Origin of the sequence: Mesorhizobium sp. M6A.T.Cr.TU.016.01.1.1, from assembly GCF_003952585.1 — a bacterium.
Lineage (GTDB): Bacteria > Pseudomonadota > Alphaproteobacteria > Rhizobiales > Rhizobiaceae > Mesorhizobium > Mesorhizobium mediterraneum.
Map to the genome: position 1 here is coordinate 469,556 of NZ_CP034452.1, position 21,880 is coordinate 491,435.

The 21,880-nt window shown below is 54.4% G+C and carries 20 protein-coding genes; 1 reads left to right on the forward strand and 19 read right to left on the reverse strand.

Annotation, left to right across the window (positions count from 1 at the left end):
* Positions 1 to 164: 164 nt before the first annotated feature.
* Entirely contained in the window at positions 165 to 1,667 is a 1,503-nt protein-coding gene (locus EJ075_RS02140) for a glycosyltransferase family 39 protein (RefSeq protein ID WP_164547020.1), read from the forward strand.
* A 102-nt stretch (positions 1,668 to 1,769) separates the two neighbouring features.
* Here EJ075_RS02140 and EJ075_RS02145 read toward each other — a convergent pair whose 3' ends face one another.
* The 19 genes from EJ075_RS02145 to EJ075_RS02230 form a co-directional block, all read right to left on the reverse strand.
* Complete coding sequence (locus EJ075_RS02145; RefSeq protein ID WP_126103171.1) at positions 1,770 to 2,573, reverse strand: glycosyltransferase family 2 protein; 804 nt, start codon at positions 2,571 to 2,573, stop codon at positions 1,770 to 1,772.
* Between the two features lie 81 nt (positions 2,574 to 2,654).
* Positions 2,655 to 4,187 (reverse strand): ABC transporter ATP-binding protein, encoded by a 1,533-nt coding sequence (locus tag EJ075_RS02150; RefSeq protein ID WP_126103172.1) that lies wholly within the window; start codon positions 4,185 to 4,187, stop codon positions 2,655 to 2,657.
* The gene (locus EJ075_RS02155) at positions 4,177 to 4,974 is read right to left on the reverse strand and encodes an ABC transporter permease (RefSeq protein ID WP_126103173.1); all 798 of its coding nucleotides are present in this window, start codon (positions 4,972 to 4,974) and stop codon (positions 4,177 to 4,179) included. Before EJ075_RS02155 ends, EJ075_RS02150 begins: the two co-directional genes overlap by 11 nt.
* A 22-nt stretch (positions 4,975 to 4,996) precedes the next feature.
* Positions 4,997 to 6,133, reverse strand: a complete 1,137-nt coding sequence (locus EJ075_RS02160) for a class I SAM-dependent methyltransferase (protein ID WP_126103174.1) — start codon at positions 6,131 to 6,133, stop codon at positions 4,997 to 4,999.
* Positions 6,134 to 6,166: 33 nt separating this feature from the next.
* Complete coding sequence (locus EJ075_RS02165; RefSeq protein WP_126103175.1) at positions 6,167 to 7,111, reverse strand: NAD-dependent epimerase/dehydratase family protein; 945 nt, start codon at positions 7,109 to 7,111, stop codon at positions 6,167 to 6,169.
* A complete protein-coding gene (locus EJ075_RS02170) occupies positions 7,108 to 8,325 on the reverse strand; it encodes a glycosyltransferase family 4 protein (RefSeq protein ID WP_126103176.1) in 1,218 nt (405 codons plus the stop codon). Before EJ075_RS02170 ends, EJ075_RS02165 begins: the two co-directional genes overlap by 4 nt.
* A 6-nt stretch (positions 8,326 to 8,331) precedes the next feature.
* On the reverse strand, positions 8,332 to 9,306 hold the full coding sequence (locus EJ075_RS02175; RefSeq protein WP_126103177.1) for a glycosyltransferase family 2 protein: 975 nt from the start codon (positions 9,304 to 9,306) through the stop codon (positions 8,332 to 8,334).
* A complete protein-coding gene (locus EJ075_RS02180) occupies positions 9,299 to 10,714 on the reverse strand; it encodes a sulfotransferase (RefSeq protein WP_164547021.1) in 1,416 nt (471 codons plus the stop codon). The genes EJ075_RS02175 and EJ075_RS02180 overlap by 8 nt, the downstream gene beginning before the upstream one ends.
* Entirely contained in the window at positions 10,711 to 11,619 is a 909-nt protein-coding gene (gene rfbD / locus EJ075_RS02185) for a dTDP-4-dehydrorhamnose reductase (RefSeq protein ID WP_126103179.1), read from the reverse strand. The genes EJ075_RS02180 and rfbD overlap by 4 nt, the downstream gene beginning before the upstream one ends.
* The gene (rfbB, locus tag EJ075_RS02190; protein WP_126103180.1) at positions 11,616 to 12,686 is read right to left on the reverse strand and encodes a dTDP-glucose 4,6-dehydratase; all 1,071 of its coding nucleotides are present in this window, start codon (positions 12,684 to 12,686) and stop codon (positions 11,616 to 11,618) included. Before rfbB ends, rfbD begins: the two co-directional genes overlap by 4 nt.
* A gap of 25 nt (positions 12,687 to 12,711) precedes the next feature.
* Complete coding sequence (gene rfbC / locus EJ075_RS02195; RefSeq protein ID WP_095486116.1) at positions 12,712 to 13,266, reverse strand: dTDP-4-dehydrorhamnose 3,5-epimerase; 555 nt, start codon at positions 13,264 to 13,266, stop codon at positions 12,712 to 12,714.
* Positions 13,267 to 14,148, reverse strand: coding sequence for a glucose-1-phosphate thymidylyltransferase RfbA (gene rfbA / locus EJ075_RS02200; protein ID WP_126103181.1), 882 nt, complete (start codon positions 14,146 to 14,148; stop codon positions 13,267 to 13,269). It lies immediately after the preceding gene.
* A 43-nt stretch (positions 14,149 to 14,191) separates the two neighbouring features.
* Positions 14,192 to 15,580 (reverse strand): O-antigen ligase family protein, encoded by a 1,389-nt coding sequence (locus EJ075_RS02205; RefSeq protein ID WP_126103182.1) that lies wholly within the window; start codon positions 15,578 to 15,580, stop codon positions 14,192 to 14,194.
* Positions 15,577 to 16,836, reverse strand: coding sequence for a hypothetical protein (locus EJ075_RS02210; RefSeq protein WP_164547022.1), 1,260 nt, complete (start codon positions 16,834 to 16,836; stop codon positions 15,577 to 15,579). The genes EJ075_RS02205 and EJ075_RS02210 overlap by 4 nt, the downstream gene beginning before the upstream one ends.
* Complete coding sequence (locus EJ075_RS02215) at positions 16,724 to 19,105, reverse strand: polysaccharide biosynthesis tyrosine autokinase (RefSeq protein ID WP_126103183.1); 2,382 nt, start codon at positions 19,103 to 19,105, stop codon at positions 16,724 to 16,726. Before EJ075_RS02215 ends, EJ075_RS02210 begins: the two co-directional genes overlap by 113 nt.
* A gap of 56 nt (positions 19,106 to 19,161) precedes the next feature.
* Positions 19,162 to 19,941, reverse strand: coding sequence for a polysaccharide biosynthesis/export family protein (locus tag EJ075_RS02220; RefSeq protein ID WP_095486120.1), 780 nt, complete (start codon positions 19,939 to 19,941; stop codon positions 19,162 to 19,164).
* A complete protein-coding gene (locus tag EJ075_RS02225; RefSeq protein WP_095486121.1) occupies positions 19,941 to 20,750 on the reverse strand; it encodes a CpsB/CapC family capsule biosynthesis tyrosine phosphatase in 810 nt (269 codons plus the stop codon). Before EJ075_RS02225 ends, EJ075_RS02220 begins: the two co-directional genes overlap by 1 nt.
* A gap of 108 nt (positions 20,751 to 20,858) precedes the next feature.
* Positions 20,859 to 21,017, reverse strand: a complete 159-nt coding sequence (locus EJ075_RS33055; protein ID WP_164547023.1) for a hypothetical protein — start codon at positions 21,015 to 21,017, stop codon at positions 20,859 to 20,861.
* Between the two features lie 108 nt (positions 21,018 to 21,125).
* Entirely contained in the window at positions 21,126 to 21,632 is a 507-nt protein-coding gene (locus tag EJ075_RS02230) for a hypothetical protein (protein WP_126103184.1), read from the reverse strand.
* Positions 21,633 to 21,880 lie beyond the last annotated feature (248 nt).

The window sequence follows — 21,880 nt, forward strand, 5'->3', positions numbered from 1 at the left end:
ATACTGCGGAGCCGCAGTCATCGCCAGAGATTTTTTTAAAGCCTAGTCTATGTGGCCGAGCGGGGCGGTATTGATAAGTCGACTCCGTGGTCTACAAACAGCATCAGGATTGGCTTGGTGGCCGGTTTATTCACAAAACCCGCACGATGCATCAGAGGTTGGGCATGGCATTCGTCGCGGCATGGCGACTCAAGGCGACAGGCTCATCGGGATGTTATGTCTCCCTCGAGCTTTTGTCCGCAACCTTGGCAGTTGCGGCAATCTCCGCATTGCTGGCTTTTCACAACATCGACTTTCCGTTCGGTGTCCATCCCGACGAAGCCATCAAAGTGGGATTTGCCTTTGGACAACCCGACAATTACCGCCATCCACCACTGCTGATCGTATTGGCGCGGTTTGCAGCATGGCTCGATGGTGCCGTGCATGACCGGGATTTTCGCTTGGCTGGCCGGACCGTCTGTGCATTTGCTTCCGTCGCGGCGAGCGTCCTCTTTTATCTCGTCTTGCGACGATATGCGGACAAGCTCAACGCTTTCCTGTGGGGTTGCGTTTTTGCGGCGTCACCGGCCATCACAATCCACGCGCACTACTTCAAAGAAGACGCAGTTCTTATTTTCGCGATCTGCATAGGATTGCACGCGCTTGTGCGACTGAGAGAGCGCACCGACAGCGTCGACCTTCTTTATTTCGGGTTCGCATTGGGGCTCGCAATCACGGCCAAGTATGTCGGAGTCGCCAACAGTTTGGTGCTGTTCGTTGTGGCGATCACATATTGCAAACTGGAGTGGAGACAAGCCGCGATCGTTGCCGCAGTCGGCGCACTGACCGTTCTGGCTGTCTATACCGCGTCGCTTTTGACCGAAACCGGCAGCGGGCTTTCGACCATACTCCGAGGCTTCGTTATTGAACTAAACCATGTTGAAGAAGGGCACGATCTGAAAGAGTGGTTTTTCGAGGGCTACGGGCTGACTCACTTCCGTTATCACCTGATTCCCAGCCTCACGGTGCCGACGATGGTGATCTCACTGGGAGCAATCGCCATCGCTATTCTTGGCGATCGCAACAGGGCTGTCGCCGCTTTCGCGGGCGCGGCCATTGCGTGGCTTTTCATGCTCGAGCTCTCGCCGCTCAAGATCATAGGCTCCATGCGTTATGTTTTGCCCGTGGTAATCTATCTGCTTCTGGCGGCCGGCATTGCCTGCTCCAAAGCGATAGCGCCCAGGTCGCATTGGATGAGCGCCGGCCTGGGGCTTCTGGCCATGGCCGCCAGTTCTCATGCCAGCATCGAGTACACCGGATCTATGAGCAGGAAAAATGATACCCGCTTCGCAGCGATGCGTTTTCTCGAAACCCGGGGCATTACCCGTTTCTTTGCGGATTATTTAATGGGAGAGCCGGCACCCGAGACACGGGACTATCGAGATTTGTCGTCGGTCGACTATCTCGTATCGCAGAGATTTGCGCGATATCTGCGCGGCGGAGGTCTGAGCGAGCAACCCCAGCTTACCTACGTGCTGGCCGGCATGTTTCGGTGTCTCGACGGCCATGTCGCGGCGCAGTTCTCAAGATTGTACGGCGACTACGCATACGTGGCACCCACCGTGAAGATTTATGATCTGCGGCAAGCGCGATTTTGTATCCCGGATCCTGCCGAACTTGGACCTTGATCAGCCCGGTTTGCACTGGTTTGCTGTGGGGCTCGAAGAGTGCCAAGCGCCAAACACGATAGTGCTAAGCCCCAAATTGATATGGCAAAAATCTAGCCTATATCACAACATATTTGAAAATAAATCTTCAACAATTGTTCCATCCGACAAGTACATCTTCATATCATTTTCGCCTACGAAAAAAGACGCGTACTCATTTTCAATAAATCCGTCGTCCTTGAGCGACAGCCAGCGGCGGATGTGCCAGGATGTATTTTGATGCGCATCTTGCTCCTGCCGGAATCTTGCCCTAGCCTGTTCCAGCTTCTTTAGGAAATGATCGTATGTGCGAACAGGGAAATGGCGAATGAGAGCGCGGTCCGAGACCGAACGTTCGCCAATTTCATGTTCGATGCTGTGATTCCCACGGGCAATGGAACGCAGTCCCTGCAACGGGAAGAGCATTTTCCCGGGCATGCTTCGAAGCATGATTGGCAACTGCGTTGAAAGCGGCCTAGCCACCCTGTAGCGTGCAGCAAGGAGCGGGTTCTTAGCAAATTCAGAAAATTCAGCCTTCAGTGGCACCATATTGTGCCTTGGGCACATCAAAGGGCATTGCAGTTCATCTGCAATTTCCTTGAAGGTTGATCCTAATCCTGAAATGAACTCGTCGGCATCCAGACTTATCGCAAGATCTATCCCTCTTTGAGATAGGCATTCCGCCAAACGTCCCGCCCATACATCCTGCCTATAGTCGGTGTTCTCCTCGGAGAGAATCGTCATTGGAATATCTTTTGAAAGGTCCTCAATTATATCCCGAGTTCCATCGGTGGATAGATTGTCAATTATCCCAAAGTAATCAAATCCCTGACTTTCATGAAATCTCAAATTTTTTTCAATGACGTCGGCCTCGTCCCGCACGATCATTATCAAACCTAGCGTTTTCACTATTCTATTTTTCTCGATTTGATTCTATCAAAATGACTTCGATCGCGGGAAAGCGCCAAATCAATCAAAAGACGTCCCGGCATTTTTCTGGGTTCTTTCGGCAACATCATCTTCATACGAAACGGTGAGCATGGGCTCCAGGTTGAGATAGCCTATTGCAAGCAGATCTGGCTCAGGCGAAACGCGAAAAAGCTCGGCGTCCACAACCCTATGCATCGTGTAGGTTTCACCTGCAACTGTGCCGGTTACCTCGCAATTTGCGACATAGGTTCCCGGGAGAAATCTACAGTCAAATTCGAACCGTACGTGGCGCGTTGTCGTCTTCGATACCGACCTCAACTGCGATCCGGGTGTACGATTGCTATTGGCGCCTCCAAGGCCAACACCATTGAGCAACTTGATGAACATTCCAAACCCAACATTGTTGGCTTCTGCCGAGAAATCTACAAAGTATTCAAATACATAGCGTTTTCCAAGCTGTAGAGTGTTCACACGCTCTCCAGCGAATGTGAGAATCCGAATATCACGGATACGGGCACCCCGTTCTTCCAGATGTATAACTGATTGCGACACAAGTGTCGGATCAAAGTGCTCTGCATATTTGACCATTTGAACTTGATCTTGAATTTGAGGCAGCGAAGGTCCAGCCTCTTGGCCAGAGTTTGGCAACGAATCCGTGGTTATCTCGTCCCCATCGGCAGCCGGGGTTGTTTGTTGAACCAATATCCCCGTTTGAGCGGGATTCAGATCTGGCATTCCTACAATGGCCGCGCGGACCTCGCCGGCCGCCTGGGTACTCGCATTCACCAGTCGCTGGTATTGGTTGACCACCGCCTTCGAGGGCCCTTCGAATATCTTCTCGCCAGCATCAATCAGCATGGCTCGCGTGCACAATTGAACGATCGTCGATGCGCCGTGGCTGACGAACAGGATGGTGCCTCCCCTGTCCTTGATCTGCTCGATGCGGGTGAAGCATTTGCGTTGGAACGCCTCGTCGCCCACGGCAAGCGCTTCGTCCACCACCAGAATATCCGGGTCGACATTGATCGCGGTGGCAAATGCTAGCCGCACATACATGCCTGAAGAATAGGTCCTCACCGGCTGATCAATGAAGGGGCCGATGTCGGCGAAGCGTGCAATGTCGTCGAAGCGCCACTCCATCTCCTTGTGCGGCACGCCAAGGATGGAAGCATTGAGGAAGACGTTCTCGCGACCAGTGAACTCGGGATTGAAGCCGGCGCCAAGTTCGAGCAGTGCGGCGACGCGACCGTTGACCTCGACCGAACCGCTGGTCGGCTGCAGCGTGCCGCAGACAATCTGCAACAGGGTCGACTTGCCGGAGCCGTTGCGACCGATGATGCCGACTGTCTCGCCGCGGCCGACCTCGAATGAAATGCCAGACAGAGCGGCGAAGTCGCGGTAGTAGCGGCGCGGCGGGCGACCCATCAAGCGTTCAAGCCGCGGCACGACCATCTGCTTGAAACGATCTTCGGGCCGCTCGAACATCACATAGTGCTTCGACACATCGCGCACGCGAATGGCAATGTCCGTGCCGCGGCCGCCAGCCTCGATGCCAGACCCATCAGAGGACATCGGCAAAGCCCCTGCGGGTCTTCTGGAAAAATTGATAGCCGAGAAAGGCCACCACAATCGCCACGAGCGAGTAATAGCCAAGCGCTGTCCAGTCGGGCTGCACGCCGAAGATAACCACGTTGCGAAAACTCTCGACCGGGATCGCGAGTGGGTTGAGCGAAAGCCAGGGTTGTAGCCAGGTCGGCAACGACGTCCTCTGGAAGAACACCGGCGACAGGAACAATGTCGCCGTCACCAACGGCGCCACAATCTGGTTCATGTCGCGAAAATAAACGCCGATCGATGCCAACATCCAGGCGATACCGAGCACGAGAACAATCAGTGGCGCGAACACCACCGGCGCCAGAACCGCCGTCAGCGGGACGCGGCCAAAGACCGTATAGGCGAAAACGAGTAATACCAGAAGGCTGACGGCCGCGTGAAACAGGGCCGCCCCCGCCGAAACCACCGGCAGTATCTGGACTGGAAACACGATCTTCTTGACATAGTTGGCGTTGGCCACGACCAGCCCGGGCGCCAGTGAGATCACCTCCGCAAAAAACTGAAAAACGATCAGTCCGCAGAATAGTATGACCGCAAACTCGCCGGTCGAATGCGTGGCGCTCTGCTGGTCGGGGCTTGTCCAGCGCGATTTCATCACCACACCGAAAACAAAGGTGTAGACTGCCAACATGAACAGCGGATTGAGCAACGACCACAACAACCCGAGCGCAGAGCCGCGGTAACGGCCGGAGATCTCGCGACGGATGAGGGAGATCGCTAAAGGAAAGAAAAAAGACTCGAACATCGATATCAGCTTTTCGATTTATTTACTCTTTTTGGAAAACTGAAGTAGTACCCCAAGCTATGTGAAAAGCCTTTTCGGGATCAAGCCTTAGCATTTCATGCGGTTCGTCTTTCATATGCTTTTCAGCAAGCGCAAACAAATCCTTCACCGGCATTTCCAGGAAATCATAACGACACTCCTCTGCTAGCCCTGAAAGATAAATACCGGCTATCTGCTGAAGAGATAGAATCGGATGATTCGACTTCTCCAATACTTGCTCTTTCAACGTCAAATCTTCGAAAAGTTTTACGACACCAGATCTCGTTGCATTGAAATAATGTGAAGGATAACCGTGCTCCGCCTGAAGGAACGGTATCATGACGAATACCCTTCCATTGGGCTTCAAGACGCGTACTAACTCCTTTGCGCAAAGAAATGGATCATCCACATGCTCAAGAACCGCTAACGAAAGTATCCCATCAAAACTATTATCCTTGAAAGGCAGCGACTGGCCAATTGTAAGGATATCAGTGCTAGGATAGTCGTAAATCTCGGCATTTATAACGCTAGGCAGCGGACGTTTTCTTAGGCCGGCACCAGCGTCCAAAAAGATACTGTCTTGCGGAAATTCGTTCAAAAACTTGTAAATCGTCGGCCCATAAAAATGCGACGACACCGCATCGCGCTTCTCCTCAAGGACAGGAGACACTGCCCAACTGTCGGGGAGCGCCGATGGGGCAAAGCAACGACTGTCTCTTCTAACCCCATCCTTAAGGAGGGACGCAAGCCTTGCTTTTTTTGTCGCTTTCGCAGCATGGCAAGAGACAGCAAGCGCTACGGCCTCGTCGGTCACCTCCAAGGTTAACTCTGCCACCTGCACGTTACTTGATACGAAAGCGATGCTCAGAGAACGGCTTACAAGTTGCACTCCGCATAAATCAAGATACACAGTGAACCCGACCGCCGCATTCTGATCGAGATCCGGGCGCGGATAAAAGGAGACTCTCAGAGCTCCAGCAGGAATTTTAGAATCTGCTCCGGACAACCTGATGACAATTGTCTCGTTGGCCGCAATTGCAATCCATCCGTTGATCGAATTAATGGGGTGCCTAAGCACGCGATCCGGCGGATCATCAACTTCGATTCTTGCTCTGCTTTGAAAATCGAGCTTGTTTTTCATCGCCTCACTCCACGGCACCTTTGGGCAAGTCGATCACTCATTGATCGATAAATGCGGAGCGCTCCCGGCATCCGAGATCAATGCAGATGCATGAGAAAACTCCGATTCGATGGACGAACGGATATCGAAATTGGGCGTCCATGCCAAGTGCCTACGCGCTTTTTCAATCTCCAACTTTACGTCTTTTACCAGAAAACTCTTTTCCTTCACGTATGTTTTCTTTATTTCGACTCCCGCAACAGAAGAGCACATCTCAACAATTTCATTTACACTATAAACCTTACCCATTCCGACATTATATATTTGATTCCTTGCAACTTCCGCGTTCAGGGTGCGCGTTATAACTTCACAGAGATCCCTGACATCGATGTAGTCGCGCAAACTGCTTCCATCGCCCCAAATTTCCAACTCACGATTTGATACCGCGGCACTAAGCGCACGCGCGACAAGCCCTTGGCCCTTTTCAGATGACTGGTAGCGCCCTACAGGGTTAGACGCCCTGATAATTGTATAAGTCCATCGGCCTTCAACCGACATTGTTCGAATCATCTCCTCCACCATCAACTTGCCACATCCATACGGGCTTATTGGGTTGGTAGGATGATCCTCAGAAATGATCGGCGAAAGGGGTGGCCCATAGACCGCCCCACCTGACGATAGATAGATGACGTGCTGAATGCCCGACGATCGTGCCGCTTGGAAAAACGTAGAGTAAGGAACAACGTTCCTTTTTACTTCTGAAGCGATGTCATTGGCAAACGTGCTCGGCACGGAAGCGCTGACAAGAAGGATTGCCGAGGTCAGATCCTTCAAATGGCCGCTATACGTTTCGGGGTTCTCAAAATCTATTATCGTATTTTCCACACCCAGATCAGAGACTTCCCGCCTGGAAAAGACGCGAAACTCCATTCCTCTGGCGTTCAGATGGTCAATCAAATTACGGCCAATAAAGCCAGTTCCTCCGAATATCCCAATCATGCTATCTCTTCCAAGAAGACGGAAACCTTCTCTGCTTCCGCCTTCCAGTTACTGCTTTTGGACCGCTCCAGGGCCAAAGCCGCGCGTCCGGCCATTTCTTCAGGGTTTTTGAGCGCAGCGACAAGCGTTTCGGCGATCGAATCCACGTCCAATTCGCAATAGAAAGCCTCCTCTTCTGGCAGCAGCCAGGTAGCGTTTGGGCCTCGGTTAATTACAAGTGGACAACCGCACGCAGCCATCTCCAGGGGGAGCAGCGATAAATTTGTGGACGACAGGATCAAGCCAATATCGCATTGCGAATAAAGATCGGGGAGATTCGGCACCGCCACAGTCCCAGCATTCAGGTGATGGAAGGGAATTTCATATCCGCCGACATCCCACCCCGCGAAAATAACGGCCGTATCTGGCATCTGGTCGCAAACTCTCTTCAACGCCAAAAGCCCTAGTTCAAAGCATCGCCGAGGCGTCACCGGTCTAGCGTAGAAAAAAATGTGCTTTGTTTTCGACGGGCGCCTTTCATGAGGCCGATATAGATCCAGATCGCAAGCAAAATTAAAATATATCGTGTGCATACCGTATTCATGGCGTAGCTTATCAGCCAACCATTTACCCGCTGTAATACCTATCAAGCCAAGTCTGTAAGTATTTTCAGCGAGTATATATTCAGTCCCGTGCGCATAGAATGCAGGCTCAAAATCCTGAACAAAATACAGCCTTTTCGCAGTGTCCCTATACTTTGCAACCCAATAAGCAGTCTGCCAGCCGGTAGCAACAAGATATTGGCATGGCTCAATGGAGCGCGCGCCCAATGAAACCATAATGCCATTGTCACCGAAGGCTGCGTTCAACGCCGCCTGCGCCTCTGCCGCCGAGCCCCATCGATGAGGTTCCACGACAACAAGACGCTGTTCAGGGAATCCTAAGTCTTTCAGAAGAGCCATGAACCGTAGAATATTTATATGGCCCCCAGACGAAGCGTTGAAATCCGGGACCAACCAGGTCATTGAGCCTACAGGCACGTTCTCTGGGGAGATTTTGAGTCCAAGACCCTGTTCTTCGCCCAATAAGGCTTCATAGTGGTGGAACACGTCAATCTTGCCTTGTAGGGCAATCGGGATGCCCTTCGCTGCACGAGTTAAGGCCTTTCGAGTTGCCGCCCTAATTCCGTCGCGTGCCGCAACGGTCCGAAATCGCCTGAAATTATCCAACAACATATGGCATCAGCGTCCCATCAACTGCCTGTCTCGAGAGAATTTCGTTTCATTTCGTTTTACGAACGATATATCTGCGGTACCAAGATAATAGCCAACCTGGCGAGCGATATTATCAAATGGCCGCCCAACAGTAGCCCAAAAGTTAGAAAGAAACCAACGATTGACCACCGCTAATTTGAGATCCCTCGCAGTAGTTCTAATAATTTGTCGTAACATTTCTCTTTTTGAAGGAGACAGTCGATAGCCGAACAACTCATACAAGGCCTTTGATTCATCATAACTTCGCATTAATCTAGTCCAAAACGAATAATCATGCGAATGATATACTATAGAATCCCACGAAAAAGCCTTTCGGTATCCCGCCTCGACGATCGTCTTCGCCCACAACTGATCCTCTGCAAAAGATACGTCGGGATATGGATGCCTCATCCATACGGATTTTCGAAGACACGACGAGTTGTCGGAATAGAAATGAAAAGCCTGCCGCAAGCCTTGATTTTTCGTATACTCTCGCGCGTCAGATATCCAAACGACTGGCCACTGCCTCAAGCCCGCAAAATGCATTTCTAGTTCCCATGCTGTAAATGGCGAGGCATTCTCATGAGCAATATGCCTCCCAAATACCGCAGCAATACGGGGGTCTTCGCGCAGCGGCCGTACAAGCTCCCGGAGCCACTGGGAACTGGCTGGCACCGCGTCGTGCGTCAGGAATACACACAACTCTCCGTGCGAGACTTCTACGCCGAAATTTCTTGTCCGTCCGTGGCCAAACGAAGCGGAAGGAATTTTGATAAGCCGAAACCTTTTGTCATCGAGAGGAACGGCATCCAGCGATCCGTCTGTTGACCCAGAATCAATAACAATTACTTCAAACTCGAAATCCGCATCCTGACATTTAATCATCTTATACACTTCCGCAATATGCGGAAGGCCGTTCTTAACGGGGATGATGATAGATACCAGATACTCCTCTCTAAGCATCGTCTGACCTTCGAGCGCTGGCCTTCAAGAGATACTTTAAATATCTAGCCGGATAAGTTACTTTCCATGAATAACTACTTTTTATTTCAAAAATAGCCGTCTTCATTGCATCCAATTCTTCGGTCAAGCATTGAACCTGCGTTTCCGCGTCAGTGGCACGTTGTGCTTCGCGGTCGGTCTGCGCCACCAAATCGGCTTCGCGAGCTGCAATTTCCACTCCTCGCTTGTGCTGTTCCGCTGCCAGCTCTTCGGCTAGGCGTCGAAGGGTCTCCTGCTGGTGCGTCAGTCGACTGATGTCTGCCGCTCGCTCGTCGGCTAGACGTAGAACGTCGTTCAATCTTTGCGTCAGCTGAGCTTCTCGCGCGGCGGCTTCAAGGCGGCTAGCTTCTAGCTCCACCGCTCGCTCATCGGTTGCGTGGCGCTGCTGCGCTAGTTGCTCAGCCGCGGCCTTTTCGCGTGCATCCATCTCAGGGAAGACGGCTTCGCCGAAGACCCCGCTCGCGCCATCGAAGGCACCTCGAATCGTGTCGAGCTGCTCCATGGCGATGGCATCTGCGGGATCCTTCTCAAGGGCTTTTAGCGCCCCATACGCCTCTTTAACCCAGTCGGCGATGCGTGGATCGGCGTCGAGCAGATCCACGCTTGCAAAATGATGCTGAAGATCGGTCGAGAGATGCGTCATTTCGGCCGTCGGTTGCGGCCACTCGATCCGCAGAGTTCCCGCAATTTTTTCGATGTCAGCCCGCCAATCGTCGAGCATAGCTTCATATGAAACGAACACACGTGGCCGGCCCCTTGTCGCGCGCTCGGCCTCCAGTTCGTGCCGTAGCCACAATAGCGCGCTGAAACCACATGTGAATCCGTCGCGTTTTTCGAGTGAAGCAATGACAGCCAGCGGGTTGCGCCCGATCAGCACGTAGCACGCATCAAGGCGCATGCGCTTCAGAATGTCTGCGTAAAGCGGCACGAAACGCGAGATGCGCGGCTCCTTGAGAACAAAAAGCGGCGCAGTACCATATTCCTCGTCTATCAGCCTGGCGATCTCGGCTTTATAGAAGCGCAGCCGTGCCGTACCGAGATCAGCCGGATCGAAGGACCGCCAGTCATCCCACCGGCTGCCGGCCTCGGCGAGCATCAGGTCATGAAGTTCCATCAGCCGCACGGGCTCCCAATGGCCCGTTTCGTTGGTCGGGTTGGCACCGAGCGTATTCTTCGGCAGATCCGCGCCAAGCAGGCTGATTGCCCGCGTCAGAGCACTCGTGCCTGACCTGTGCATGCCGAGCACCACGATGCAGGTGCGCCTGGCAGCAGCCGGTTTTGCCTTGCGTGTCTTTGGCGTCTCTTCGCTGGCAGCCTGCGGATCAGGCGCCGCATCGTGCAGATTTTCCGGAGACGGCTGCTTGTTCATGCTGTCAGTGCCTGTCTCGTCTCTCCGATCAAGAGACGACGGACCACCTCTTTCGTCGACTCTCGCCATTCCCGTGCCGTCCATCCGAACGCGGACGTGAATTTCGTCGTCGCCAAGCGAGAATTGGCCGGACGCTGCGCCTTGGTCGGATAATCCACGGTGGCGATATCCCGCACCCGCGCATAGGGGCCACCAAACGCCTGGCTTGTGTCCAGGATATGACGGGCAAAGCCACTCCAGTTGGTCTCACCGGTTCCCGCGAGGTGATAGACGCCGAAGGAAGCAAAATCCTTGTTGCTCTGCAGCATCGCCGCCGAATGCAGGATTGCGTCAGCGATATCAAGCGCCGAAGTGGGATTTCCCCACTGGTCGGCCACCACCGCTAACTCGTCGCGATCGGCAGCGAGGCGCAGCATCGTCTTGACAAAATTCCTGCCAAACGGGCTGTAGACCCATGCCGTGCGCAGGATGAGATGGCGCGGATTGGCCTTGGCGACCGCCTGCTCGCCGGCGAGCTTCGAGGCGCCGTACACGCTGCGCGGAGCGGGCTCGTCTTCTTCTACATAAGCCCCCTCGCCGCTCCCATCGAAGACATAATCGGTCGACAGATGGATCACCGGTGCACCGATCCGTGCTGCAGCCGCGGCGACATGGCCGGCGCCGATGCCGTTAACGGCGAAGGCAAGGTCCGGTTCGTCCTCAGCCTGGTCGACGGCGGTGTAAGCGGCGGCGGACACGACCAGGTCGGGTCGGGTAGCCACAAGCGCCCGTTCGATCGTCTCCGGCTTCGCCAGATCGAGTTCAGGCCTGCCGAGGGTGACGACCTCGACATCCGGGTGCGTGCGCGCACGCTCGACAAGGCTGCTGACAACCTGGCCCTCGCGTCCGGTGACGACAAGCCTCACGCGGCGCCCTTCCGCGCTTCGCCCAACCGCTCGCCGGCGTACTGCTCGCGTCGGATCGGACCCCACCACCACTCGTTCTGAAGATACCAGTCCACCGTCCTGGCGAGGCCGCTGTCGAAGGTCTCGCGCGGCGTCCAGCCGAGATCACGCTCGATCTTCGAAGCGTCGATTGCGTAGCGCCGGTCATGGCCCGGGCGGTCGGCGACGAAGGTGATGAGATCGCGATAGCGTCGGCCGGCAGAACGCGGCCGCCTGCTGTCGAGGATGTCGCAGATCGCCTCGACCACCGCCAGATTGGTACGTTCCGAGCCGCCGCCGATATTGTAGCTCTCGCCAACCGCCCCCTGGGTCGCGACCATCGCCAAGGCGCGCGCATGGTCCTCGACGAAAAGCCAGTCGCGCACGTTCGCGCCGGCGCCATAGACCGGCAACGGTTTTTCGTCGAGCGCGTTCAATATGACGAGCGGGATCAGCTTTTCGGGGAAATGGAACGGACCGTAATTGTTCGAACAGTTCGACAGGACGACCGGTAGGCCGTAGGTGTCATGCCATGCACGCACCAAATGGTCGGATGCGGCCTTCGACGCCGAATAGGGCGAAGACGGTGCATAGGGCGACTGTTCGGTGAAGATGCCGTTGTCGAAGGGCAGATCGCCGAACACCTCGTCGGTCGAAACATGATGGAAACGAAAACGGCTTTTCTTCTCGTCGGGAAGTCTGCGCCAATATTCCAGGGCCGAATTGAGCATTCGGTAAGTTCCCACGATGTTGGTCTCGATGAACGCGCCCGGCCCGTCGATCGACCGGTCGACATGGCTTTCGGCGGCAAGATGCATGATGACGTCGATGTCGTCGTGGTGCAGCACTTCCAGAATCGTCCTGTCCTCACAGATATCGGCGTGCACGAATCTGTAGTTGTGCGCGTTTTCGATCGGCCGCAACGAGGCGAGGTTTCCCGCATAGGTGAGCTTGTCGATGTTGGTCACCCGGTAGGCCGGATTGCCGCACAAATGCCGGCACACCGCCGAGCCGATGAAGCCGGCACCTCCAGTCACCAGAAAATTCATGCCGCTCTCCTCACGTAAACGTCTTTCACACAAACACCTCGGCGGCGGCGAGCGGCGGCGCCTTGAGGTCCTTGTCCGAAAGTTGAAATCCGCCTGATAGCGATGGCCATTCGACGCCGATGGCGGGATCGTCGAAACGGATCGATCGGTCATGTTCCGGCGAATAGGTGTCGGTGACCTTATACAGCACCTCGGTGTCCGGCACGAGCGTGACGAAACCGTGCGCAAAGCCTTGCGGCACCAAAATTTGATTGCCTTTTTCGGCGGAGATATCGAGGGCCACCCATTTTCCGAATGTCTTCGAACTGCGGCGAATATCGACCGCAACGTCAAGAATCCTGCCGCGGATAACGCGCAGCAGCTTGTCCTGGGCACGCGGGGGAAGCTGATAGTGAAGCCCCCTCAACACACCCGCGGCAGCGGAATAGGAGTGGTTGTCCTGCACGAAACGCAGATCGATACCGGCGTCTGAAAACCGCTCGACGTTGTAGGTCTCGACAAAGAACCCCCGCGTGTCGCCGAACCGCTTCGGGATGATCTCCAGCACGCCGTCGAGGCCGAGGGGCCTGATCTCCAACACCTAGTTCTCCGTCAACTCGATGACGCGCTTGCGCAAATAGGCGGCATATTCATTCTTTCCCAGGCGGGTGGCGCGCTGCAGAACCTTGTCCGCCGTCAGCCAGCCCTGCTCGAAGGCGATTTCTTCCGGGCAGGCAACCTTGATACCTTGACGATGCTCGATCGTGCGCACGAAGGAAGAGGCTTCATGCAGGCTGTCATGGGTGCCGGTGTCGAGCCACGCATAGCCGCGGCCGAGTTGGTGAACCTGCAACTGCCCGCGTTCCAGGTATACGTTGTTGACCGCCGTGATCTCGAGCTCGCCACGCTCCGAAGGTCGGATCGTCGGGGCTATATTCACGACATCATTGTCGTAAAAATAGAGGCCGGTGATGGCCCAATTCGACTTCGGTGCCTGCGGTTTTTCCTCGATCGTCAAAGCGGAGCCGCTGATCTTGTCGAACGAAACCACGCCATAGCGTTGCGGATCCTCGACATGGTAGGCGAACACCGAGGCGCCGCTTTTGCGCGAAGCTGCCGTGCGGCAGAGCTGCGACAGCCCTTCGCCGAAATAGATGTTATCGCCGAGGATCATCGAGACGCTGTCATTGCCGATGAAGTCACGGCCAATGATGAAGGCTTCAGCAAGGCCGTTGGGATGCGGCTGCTCAGCATAGGACAGATCAAGCCCGAACTCTGAGCCGTCGCCGAGCAGATCCCGAAAAACCGGCAGGTCGCGCGGGGTCGAGATGACCAGAACCTCGCGGATTCCCGCCAGCATCAGGACGCTCAGCGGATAGTAGATCATCGGCTTGTCGTATATCGGCAGGATTTGCTTAGAGACCGCCAGTGTCAGCGGATAGAGCCGGGTTCCGCTGCCCCCAGCCAAGATAATGCCTTTCAACAAGCTCTCCTAAAAACCGCCTTCGCTCCCCAGCCGACGCAACTTATTCGTGTTTATGTTTCGCGCGTTCGTGCTTATGTTTCACGCGGCGGCTTGTCAATCTTGGCTTGCGTTGGGACGAAGTTTCGATTGGAACAAACAATTTGTCACCGTTGTGGTCGATCTCGATCAATTCGTTCTTCTGGGCCAAACGGTCTGAAAATCCCTTATGGAAGATGATGGCGTTCATAAAGGCAAACGTCATTGCAAGCGCTTCGGTCCGCAACGGATAATCAACCAGTGAATGGATGAGAAGAAAAGACACCGAGAGAAACGCCGCCTTTTGAAGTGGGTCGCGGCGAATTCTAGTAAACGCCATCAAAAGAATTACGAAATAAAGCACCATCAGCAGAATGGCGAGAGCTCCACCTTCGAAGGCTATTTCAAGATACTCATTATGGGCGTGATTGACGTATTGCTTAAAAATCATCTCTTCTTTTTCGTATATCTGATAAGCCTTTTGAAAATTCCCAAACCCAACGCCAGTAGCCCAATTCTCTTTGATTCCTTCGACAGTGGTACGCGCAAATTCTCCTCGCCCGAAATCCGGATCAACCGCCTCGGCATCGATCTTTGTCCACGCGCCCATGGTGTAGACCGAAAGCGCAATGAAAATCAGCAGGATGCCGAATCCACTCGCCTTGGAACGCGCTGAAAGAAAGACGATGGACAGTACGGTGATCGCCAGTCCAATCAGAACACCGGCGCGCGAACCGGCGGCCAAAAGAAGCAGCAAAAGCGTGACCAGCCCGAGCGATCCGGACAAAAGATGTCCGCGGAACAGACCATAATAAACGACGAAGGGGATAGAAACAAAAAGTAATGCCGCAAAATGATTCTCGTTGGCAAAAAGCCCGGCGTTGATCGTGAAAGGCAACAATCCCTCTATGGCGATGTCGTCGGAGAGCGAATATTGAATCGCGCCTGCCAAGCCGTTACAGATAACACCCATAAAAAAGAACGGCAGAAGCCCGTGCACCTGCTCGACGCGCAAACGCAATACGCTCAAAAAAAATGCCGCCGCCGCCACCAGATACAACAGACATTCAATCGTCCGTCCAACTCCGACGCTGACGAAGCGAAAACGAGTTTCTCCAACCAGCCCGGAATCTGCGAGCAACAGCTCTGGTCGCAATCCACTGAAAATCGCCGCAGGCAGCGGGACAATTTGCAAAATCACCAACGCCACAGCGAAGATAAGCAGCCACAGAACAGAATGGGGGACCCTCTGGCCAGAGGTCTGTGAAAAGACAGCCGCCGCCGAGACAATTGCCGCGATCTCAATCAGCGTGTCCGTATAGAGGCCGTTTGCAGTGCCACCGCCGAACAAAAGCGATATAAACAGAACCGATCCGAGGAGATATTTATCCCATTCCGATGGCCGGTCGCTCAAGATGAAAGTCTCTCGATGCTCAATTTGTGCATTATCAACGTACCGACATATCGAAAGCGCCAGCTCTCGGCGATGGCGGCAGTTTCCAGCTTCAACAATTGCATGGGGCACCCAGCCGGTCCAACCGAAAAATCCTGACTGAGCGCTTGGCGGTTGTATGTACCCTCCGGAATATTGAGACGCGCTATTTCGCCGGTCGGCCCCACACATCTGATCGACCAGAACAACTCCTTTGGCAGCTTCAAGTTTCTCGCAGACGCAGCGAGAGAAATTTTATAGGAGCCTGGAGGCAGTTCTATATATTGCTGAAGAGCTGTGTTCTTGACGGGCGTGTTTAGGAAGCGGACCGTCGCTCCACCCTCACCTTCGACCGCATCTTGAGATGATAGAAACGTAACTTCCAGGCCCGACTGATTGCCGACCTGCCAGTCAAAAGGCTTACCGCTGGACACAGGCTCAAATGTGCTGTTGAAAATGTACCCGCCCAGCTTTCGTTCTTGATCGGACAGGCTGAAAAGAAACAACCGATACGCTTGTTCATATTCTTTCTGTCGAATATGGCCGGAGATCACATAGGACAATTCGCTTGAGTTTGGTGGCACGCTTGACCCAATCAAATCGAGCAGCAGCCGATTTGCGAAATCGAGCCCGTCGGGCGTTTTGCCCAGCTCGACCAACAGCTTGGCTCTCCAGGGCGGCGCGGCCCTGATGGCCGCCAGTACAGCCTGGTATCCATCGGGGTTCGAGAGGATTGTCGGCAGCCCCTCGGCGATCGCCGGAAATTGATCTGGCCATCGCCGCAGCAAAATATCGATCTCGCCAACAGCCTTTGACAGATCGCCTGTTTCGATCGAGCGGCCGATCGACCTCTGGAGCGCGTGGATTTCAGTCTTGGATAAATTTCGAGCCTGATCGAAAAATTCATAGGCTTGGACTTTGTCACCTTGTCGGTACTTGATCTCGCCGATCAGGCTGTAGAGACGTGCGTCCGCAAGGTCAAAGCGAAGCGCGCTTTCGGCCTTGGCAAGCAATGCGTCGAGATCGGGAGCGGTGCTTGTATCGTTCAGGTCGTTGGTAATTTCGCCTATCAGGGCATTGACGTTCAGCGGATCCAGCGCAAGGGAAACGGTTGGCGTTTCGGTTTCAAGAAATCGACTTAGCCCGATCGACGAAGCCGCCAACACCAGAACGGATGCGACGAACCAAACGCCTGAACGCCGGAGATTTTGCATAAGCGGGCTGGTCTGCTCCGTCATCGACTTTGCCCTCAATTTTCGGGGTACCCGTGCCGTAGTCGTAATACTGATAGTTCATATACTTGTAGCCGTAGTTGTAATCGAACTTGTTCACTGCAAACTTCGACATCGCCGCTCCGACCACGTTCGCGCCGGCAGCTCGCAGGCGTTTCAACGCCGTCTTCGCCGACTTGCGCGTCACCTGATTGGTAGAGATGACCATCAATGTGCCCTCGGCAAGCCGGCTGAGGATGGGCGCATCTGAAAGGCCGACGACCGGTGGGGCATCGATTATGACAAGATCGAAGCGCTTGCCGAGATTCGTGATGATCAGTGCCATCTTCGGTGAAGAAAGCAGGTCAGCGGGGTTCGGCGGGATCGTTCCAGAGGTCAGAACGGTCACATTAGGATATTTCGTCGCCCTGAAAATGCTTGCCAGATCTTCCTTGCGGACGGTGTTCGTCAGGAGGTTGCTCAGTCCGATTGTGTTGTCGAGACCAAACAGCCGATGAAGATTGGGCTTTCGAAGATCGCCGTCGACAATGAGAACCCTTGCACCGAGCGCCGCAAAATCCTGCCCGAGCTTGAACGAGGTGGTCGACTTGCCTTCCGAGGGTTCCGAACTCGTGACCAGCAGCGATCGCGGCGCACCTTCGGCGCCGGAGAACTGCAACGACGTTCGAAGCGAACGGTAGGCTTCGGATAGTCCGGATTTCTGATCGGCGATGCTGGCTATGAGTTCCCGGTCATCGACAAGCGGCAAGATGCCGAGCATCGCCAATCCCAATTCCTTTTCGACCTGCTCAGGATTGGTGAAGGTGTTGTTCAACAACTCGATGATATAGATAATTGACGCGCTCAGAGCCATGAAAAGAAACAGAGCGATTGCAAGACTAATTGTCAATCGTGGAGAATAAGGGCTGCCAGGCTGTGCTGCGAAATCCACGATTGCGGCACTTTGTGACTTGAGCTCTGAGCTGACGCCAACCTCGTTCAGCTTGGTAATAAGGCTGTCATACTGAGACCTATTGGAATCAACCTCGCGCTTCAGGATCGTGTATTTGATATTTTTGTCGTTGAAGATAACCTGCTGCATCTCCATCTCGGCGAGCTTTGACTTGAGGTCGGCTTCCTTGTTCTGAGCTTCCTGGTATTTCTGTCGCAGCGAATCGGTTATAGTCAAAACGCCATTGTTATAAAGCCGTTGCAGCTCCTTGATCTGCGACTGAAGCTGCTGCATTTCCGGAAAACCGGGTTTCAATATGCCCAATTTTTGTTGATACTGGCTGGTCAAATCGGCCAGTTTATCGCTGAGCTTCTGCAGACCTTCGCTTTCCAAGACCGGGCCAAGGCTCGCGCCGCGACCTTTGTCGATTTGTTCCACCACCCGGCCGGCATCGAGACGTTCCTGGATTGCTGTCGCGAGCGCCGTGTTCAAAGCCTCGATGTTCGATCCAATCAGCGACTTTTCGTCGCCGGTTATGGTGATGCCTACATCCTTTGCGTAAGCGACGAGTTCCTCCTCCGACTTCTGCAGCTTTTGCTTGACCTGCAAAACCTGTTCCTGAATGAATTGCCGTGCCAGGTCTGAGGTTTCGCTCGTCTGATCGAGGCGCTGGTCGATAAAACTCTGCGCAACCTGATTGGCTATATCACTTGCATATTTCGGTTTCTGGTCGGCAAACGTAATCGACAGCAGGCTGGTGTTGGGGACCAAATTGACTGTGAGGTCACCTCGAACGCGACCGATTGCAATCTGCTCACGTTCCTCCGGGGTTGTCTCTTCAATGGAAGGCGATTTGGAAATTCCGAACGCACGATAGAAAATATTGCTAAGCGAGAAGTTCGGGGTCGGAAACAGGAAATCCGGCTTTTCGCTAAGCCCTAGTTGGAAAACCACGCGCTGCGCCAAAGCCCGGCTTTTCAGCTTTTCCCGGGCGGTTTCAAAGACCAGATAGGCGTCGCTGGCTTCAGAAACCACTTCAATGTCCTTGAAGACCTTGGCCGAAGGAACCAGCACTTCCAATTGTGCTGTTGCCCGATATTTTGGCGTCTGCATCATGGTAACGATGACGCCGGCGACAAGCCCGCCGGCTACCATCATGACGATCAGCCACCGATACTGGACAACGTAAAAAAGCAGCTTGAGCGGATTGAAGCCCTCGTCCTGCTCCGAGTAATCGCGGCCGTAGGGGCTATAGTTGTGCGCGCCGTCATAATACAGGTCGGCGGACAGGGCTTGGCCGTGTCCTGGGCCTGCAATTTGATGCTGTCTGTTACGATCGAGCATGGTGCGACATGATCCTGGGGTTTGTCTGTGTTCCGAAAATTCCGACCAGCTGCAATTTATAGTCCCGGGACCACCGCAAGTCTCGCTGCGCTTGATGCAACTCCGAGAGCGTCTTTGAGATTGTTCATCGCAATTTTCGATTTCGAGGCGAAGACGACAACCTTGTCACCACCGTAGATGCGTGGATTGCGGCTCTTGCCAGCACGAATCTCCTCCACATTGTAATTTGCGACCAACGTGTTTGGGCCAATAGTGCGGTAGACAAAGACCTTTTTTGCATCTCCAACATTATTAAACCCTCCGGCAAGGGCGATCGCATCGATGAGAGAAGAATTGCTCGATACCGGAAAGATACCGGCCCTGGCAACTTCGCCGTCGACGGTAATGCGCTGTCCGATCGATTCCTTGACGAAAACCGACACATCGGGCGACTGCAGATAGTTGGCGCCGTATGCCGTTTCGATTTCCTGCTCCAACTGACGGACGGTCTTTCCCGCCGCGGCGACGGTGCCGATAAGTGGAAGCGAAATTTGCCCGCCGGCGTCGACTTGAACGGTTCTGTTCAGATTGTCGACCTGGAACACATTCACCTCGAGCACGTCGTTCGGAGACAAAGGCTGCTCGCTGCCGTTCTGGGTGTTTTGCGGCGCAGGCAGGTCCTTTACGACCTGCAGGGCACCGCCGCCCGAAAGCGGCGCAGAGGTTGAAGTCAATTGCAGCGCATCGACCGAAGCCGGTGTCGTTGACGAGGTGCTTGTGCAGGCAGACATCGTGAGCGAAGCGAGCAAGACACACATCGTGCCCATACAGCCTTTTGCGAAATGAAAAACGCCCATCACGCCGTCCCACCCTTCAACAAGCGACCCAATCCCGCAAAGCGACCGACGTTGCCGGGGCTTGGTTTTTTTGCGTGTGCCTTTCCGACCGGCTCGAGGTGCCGATTCGCCAATATTTCGCCTGGACGTTTGAACACCATATTGCGGGCCTCATCTTCCCCACATCGCTTCGCGGCAGCAGCGACTGCCTGCGAGAGCCCAGGACGCCGGCGAGTGGCGCCATGAGTGTCGGATGCGATAATATCTACCCTGCCTTCGTCAATCAGCTTTTCCGAATAGTAAAGTGCCGTGCGCCCAAAAGCACCAACAATCGAGTCTGCCGTAAGCTGAACAAGGCAGCCCATTGCATTCAACCTCTCGACAACGTCGTAATTTGCCTTGATCCAGGTCAGCCGCTCAGGATGGGTAAGAATCGGGACGAACCCGGCATTTACGAGACGTAGAGCAAGATCTTCCAGCCTTGGCGGTAAAACGTGATGCGGCGGTTCGAATAGAAAATAGCGAGACCTGTTTAACGTCGGCACATCGCCGAGAGCCAATTGCTCCGGAAGATCGGGCGCTACATGAACGTCGGCGCCGACATAAAGAGCGAGCGGTATTTCGGCCCGGCGCAGCGCCTGCTCCAGCCCTTGAACAGCTCGGGCAATATTTGCTGATCCGTTTTCATACATGCCTGGCACGATATGAGGCGTGCACGCCATATGGGTCGTTCCGTCTGCCACGGCCAGCCGCGCCATTTCCAGCGATTCAGCAAGACTGCGCGAGCCGTCATCAAGACCGGGCAAGATATGGGAATGCAGGTCGATCATTGACGTTTGTGGCCGCACTGAAGCAACGTGACATTTTCTCCCGGATAATAGGCAAATGCGCCACCCGCACGATAGCGAATGACGCATTTATCAAATTCATGCAATGCTTTAGCTGCCAGATTCAAGCCATTCGCCGACGGCGCTGCCGTCATCGTGCAAGCGAATGATCAGCGTTGCCGCGCCACCTGTCACGGTGCGAGTTCGCCCAAGACGAACCGCACCCAGCTCCAACTCAAGCAATAGAGCGGTATGGTTGACGAGTTTCATCAATACCCCGGCTCCAGCCGGCGCGCTAAGCCCAAGGCACAGAGGGCACCGGCGACACAATCGCAGCAGAGGCCGTCACATGCCTTTGCTGCGATTGTCCTGTTGCGCCTAACGGCTCACGCCGTCGTCGTCATCCTGCGTTGCGGCCAGAATACCGGCGGCGGCAGCCATACCACCGAAAATGAATAGCGGAGTGTTGGACCGGTTGCCGCCCGGGGGAATCTGACCCGTATACTCAGAGCTAACGGCGGCAGCCGTCTGCTCGGAGCCCACAACTTTCAGGCAGATATTGTTCTCGACACGAGAAATGTCGAGGCTTGAATTAGCCGGCACATCCAGATTGCAGCCACCGACCTTGACGGAAGCCGATCCCCTGGCTCCGACCACTACGCGGCTGCCGAAATCCAGCGCATTTCCCGCTTTGGCCGGGCCATAGCCGGCGGCTTGCGAAACCATTACGTCACCATTGGCGTGCCCGATGGAACCAATCGAATTCGCCGCTCCCTGGTAAGGGGTCGTACAGGTGCATGGCGTGTCCTGAGCGAAAGACGAAACCGAGCCGAAGCCGATTGAGGCGACAAATCCGGCCAACGCAATTTTTACAGTAAGGTTCATTCGTTTCGATCCTTTTTTCCCGCCGTACCTCGTCCCGCCCAAGTACCAAGGTATTGAACAAGCGCGTAACAGCTTTTTGCTTTGATTCCAACCTGCTTCGCAGGTGCGAGATGACTTTTTGGTTCCGCTGTGTTTCATCGGACACACTCACGTGGCAGATTTGAATTTAGCATTCTAGCGCCGGCCCATCTGGAAATTGTCGGAAAGTCAGGTCTATTTCTTGGGCCCTGATGACCGCCAATCGCGCC

Excerpts from the sequence above, each read along its gene's own strand:
- rfbB (WP_126103180.1), bottom strand. The coding sequence starts at position 12,686 with ATGAATTTTCTGGTGACTGGAGGTGCCGGCTTCATCGGCTCGGCGGTG.
- EJ075_RS02220 (WP_095486120.1), bottom strand. The coding sequence starts at position 19,941 with ATGGGCGTTTTTCATTTCGCAAAAGGCTGTATGGGCACGATGTGTGTC.
- EJ075_RS02165 (WP_126103175.1), bottom strand. The coding sequence starts at position 7,111 with ATGATTGGGATATTCGGAGGAACTGGCTTTATTGGCCGTAATTTGATT.
- EJ075_RS02140 (WP_164547020.1), top strand. The coding sequence starts at position 165 with ATGGCATTCGTCGCGGCATGGCGACTCAAGGCGACAGGCTCATCGGGA.
- EJ075_RS02155 (WP_126103173.1), bottom strand. The coding sequence starts at position 4,974 with ATGTTCGAGTCTTTTTTCTTTCCTTTAGCGATCTCCCTCATCCGTCGC.
- EJ075_RS02215 (WP_126103183.1), bottom strand. The coding sequence starts at position 19,105 with ATGCTCGATCGTAACAGACAGCATCAAATTGCAGGCCCAGGACACGGC.
- EJ075_RS02175 (WP_126103177.1), bottom strand. The coding sequence starts at position 9,306 with ATGCTTAGAGAGGAGTATCTGGTATCTATCATCATCCCCGTTAAGAAC.
- EJ075_RS02180 (WP_164547021.1), bottom strand. The coding sequence starts at position 10,714 with ATGAACAAGCAGCCGTCTCCGGAAAATCTGCACGATGCGGCGCCTGAT.
- EJ075_RS02225 (WP_095486121.1), bottom strand. The coding sequence starts at position 20,750 with ATGATCGACCTGCATTCCCATATCTTGCCCGGTCTTGATGACGGCTCG.
- EJ075_RS02230 (WP_126103184.1), bottom strand. The coding sequence starts at position 21,632 with ATGAACCTTACTGTAAAAATTGCGTTGGCCGGATTTGTCGCCTCAATC.
- EJ075_RS33055 (WP_164547023.1), bottom strand. The coding sequence starts at position 21,017 with ATGAAACTCGTCAACCATACCGCTCTATTGCTTGAGTTGGAGCTGGGT.
- EJ075_RS02160 (WP_126103174.1), bottom strand. The coding sequence starts at position 6,133 with ATGAAAAACAAGCTCGATTTTCAAAGCAGAGCAAGAATCGAAGTTGAT.
- EJ075_RS02210 (WP_164547022.1), bottom strand. The coding sequence starts at position 16,836 with ATGACGGAGCAGACCAGCCCGCTTATGCAAAATCTCCGGCGTTCAGGC.
- EJ075_RS02145 (WP_126103171.1), bottom strand. The coding sequence starts at position 2,573 with ATGATCGTGCGGGACGAGGCCGACGTCATTGAAAAAAATTTGAGATTT.
- EJ075_RS02170 (WP_126103176.1), bottom strand. The coding sequence starts at position 8,325 with ATGTTGTTGGATAATTTCAGGCGATTTCGGACCGTTGCGGCACGCGAC.
- EJ075_RS02150 (WP_126103172.1), bottom strand. The coding sequence starts at position 4,187 with ATGTCCTCTGATGGGTCTGGCATCGAGGCTGGCGGCCGCGGCACGGAC.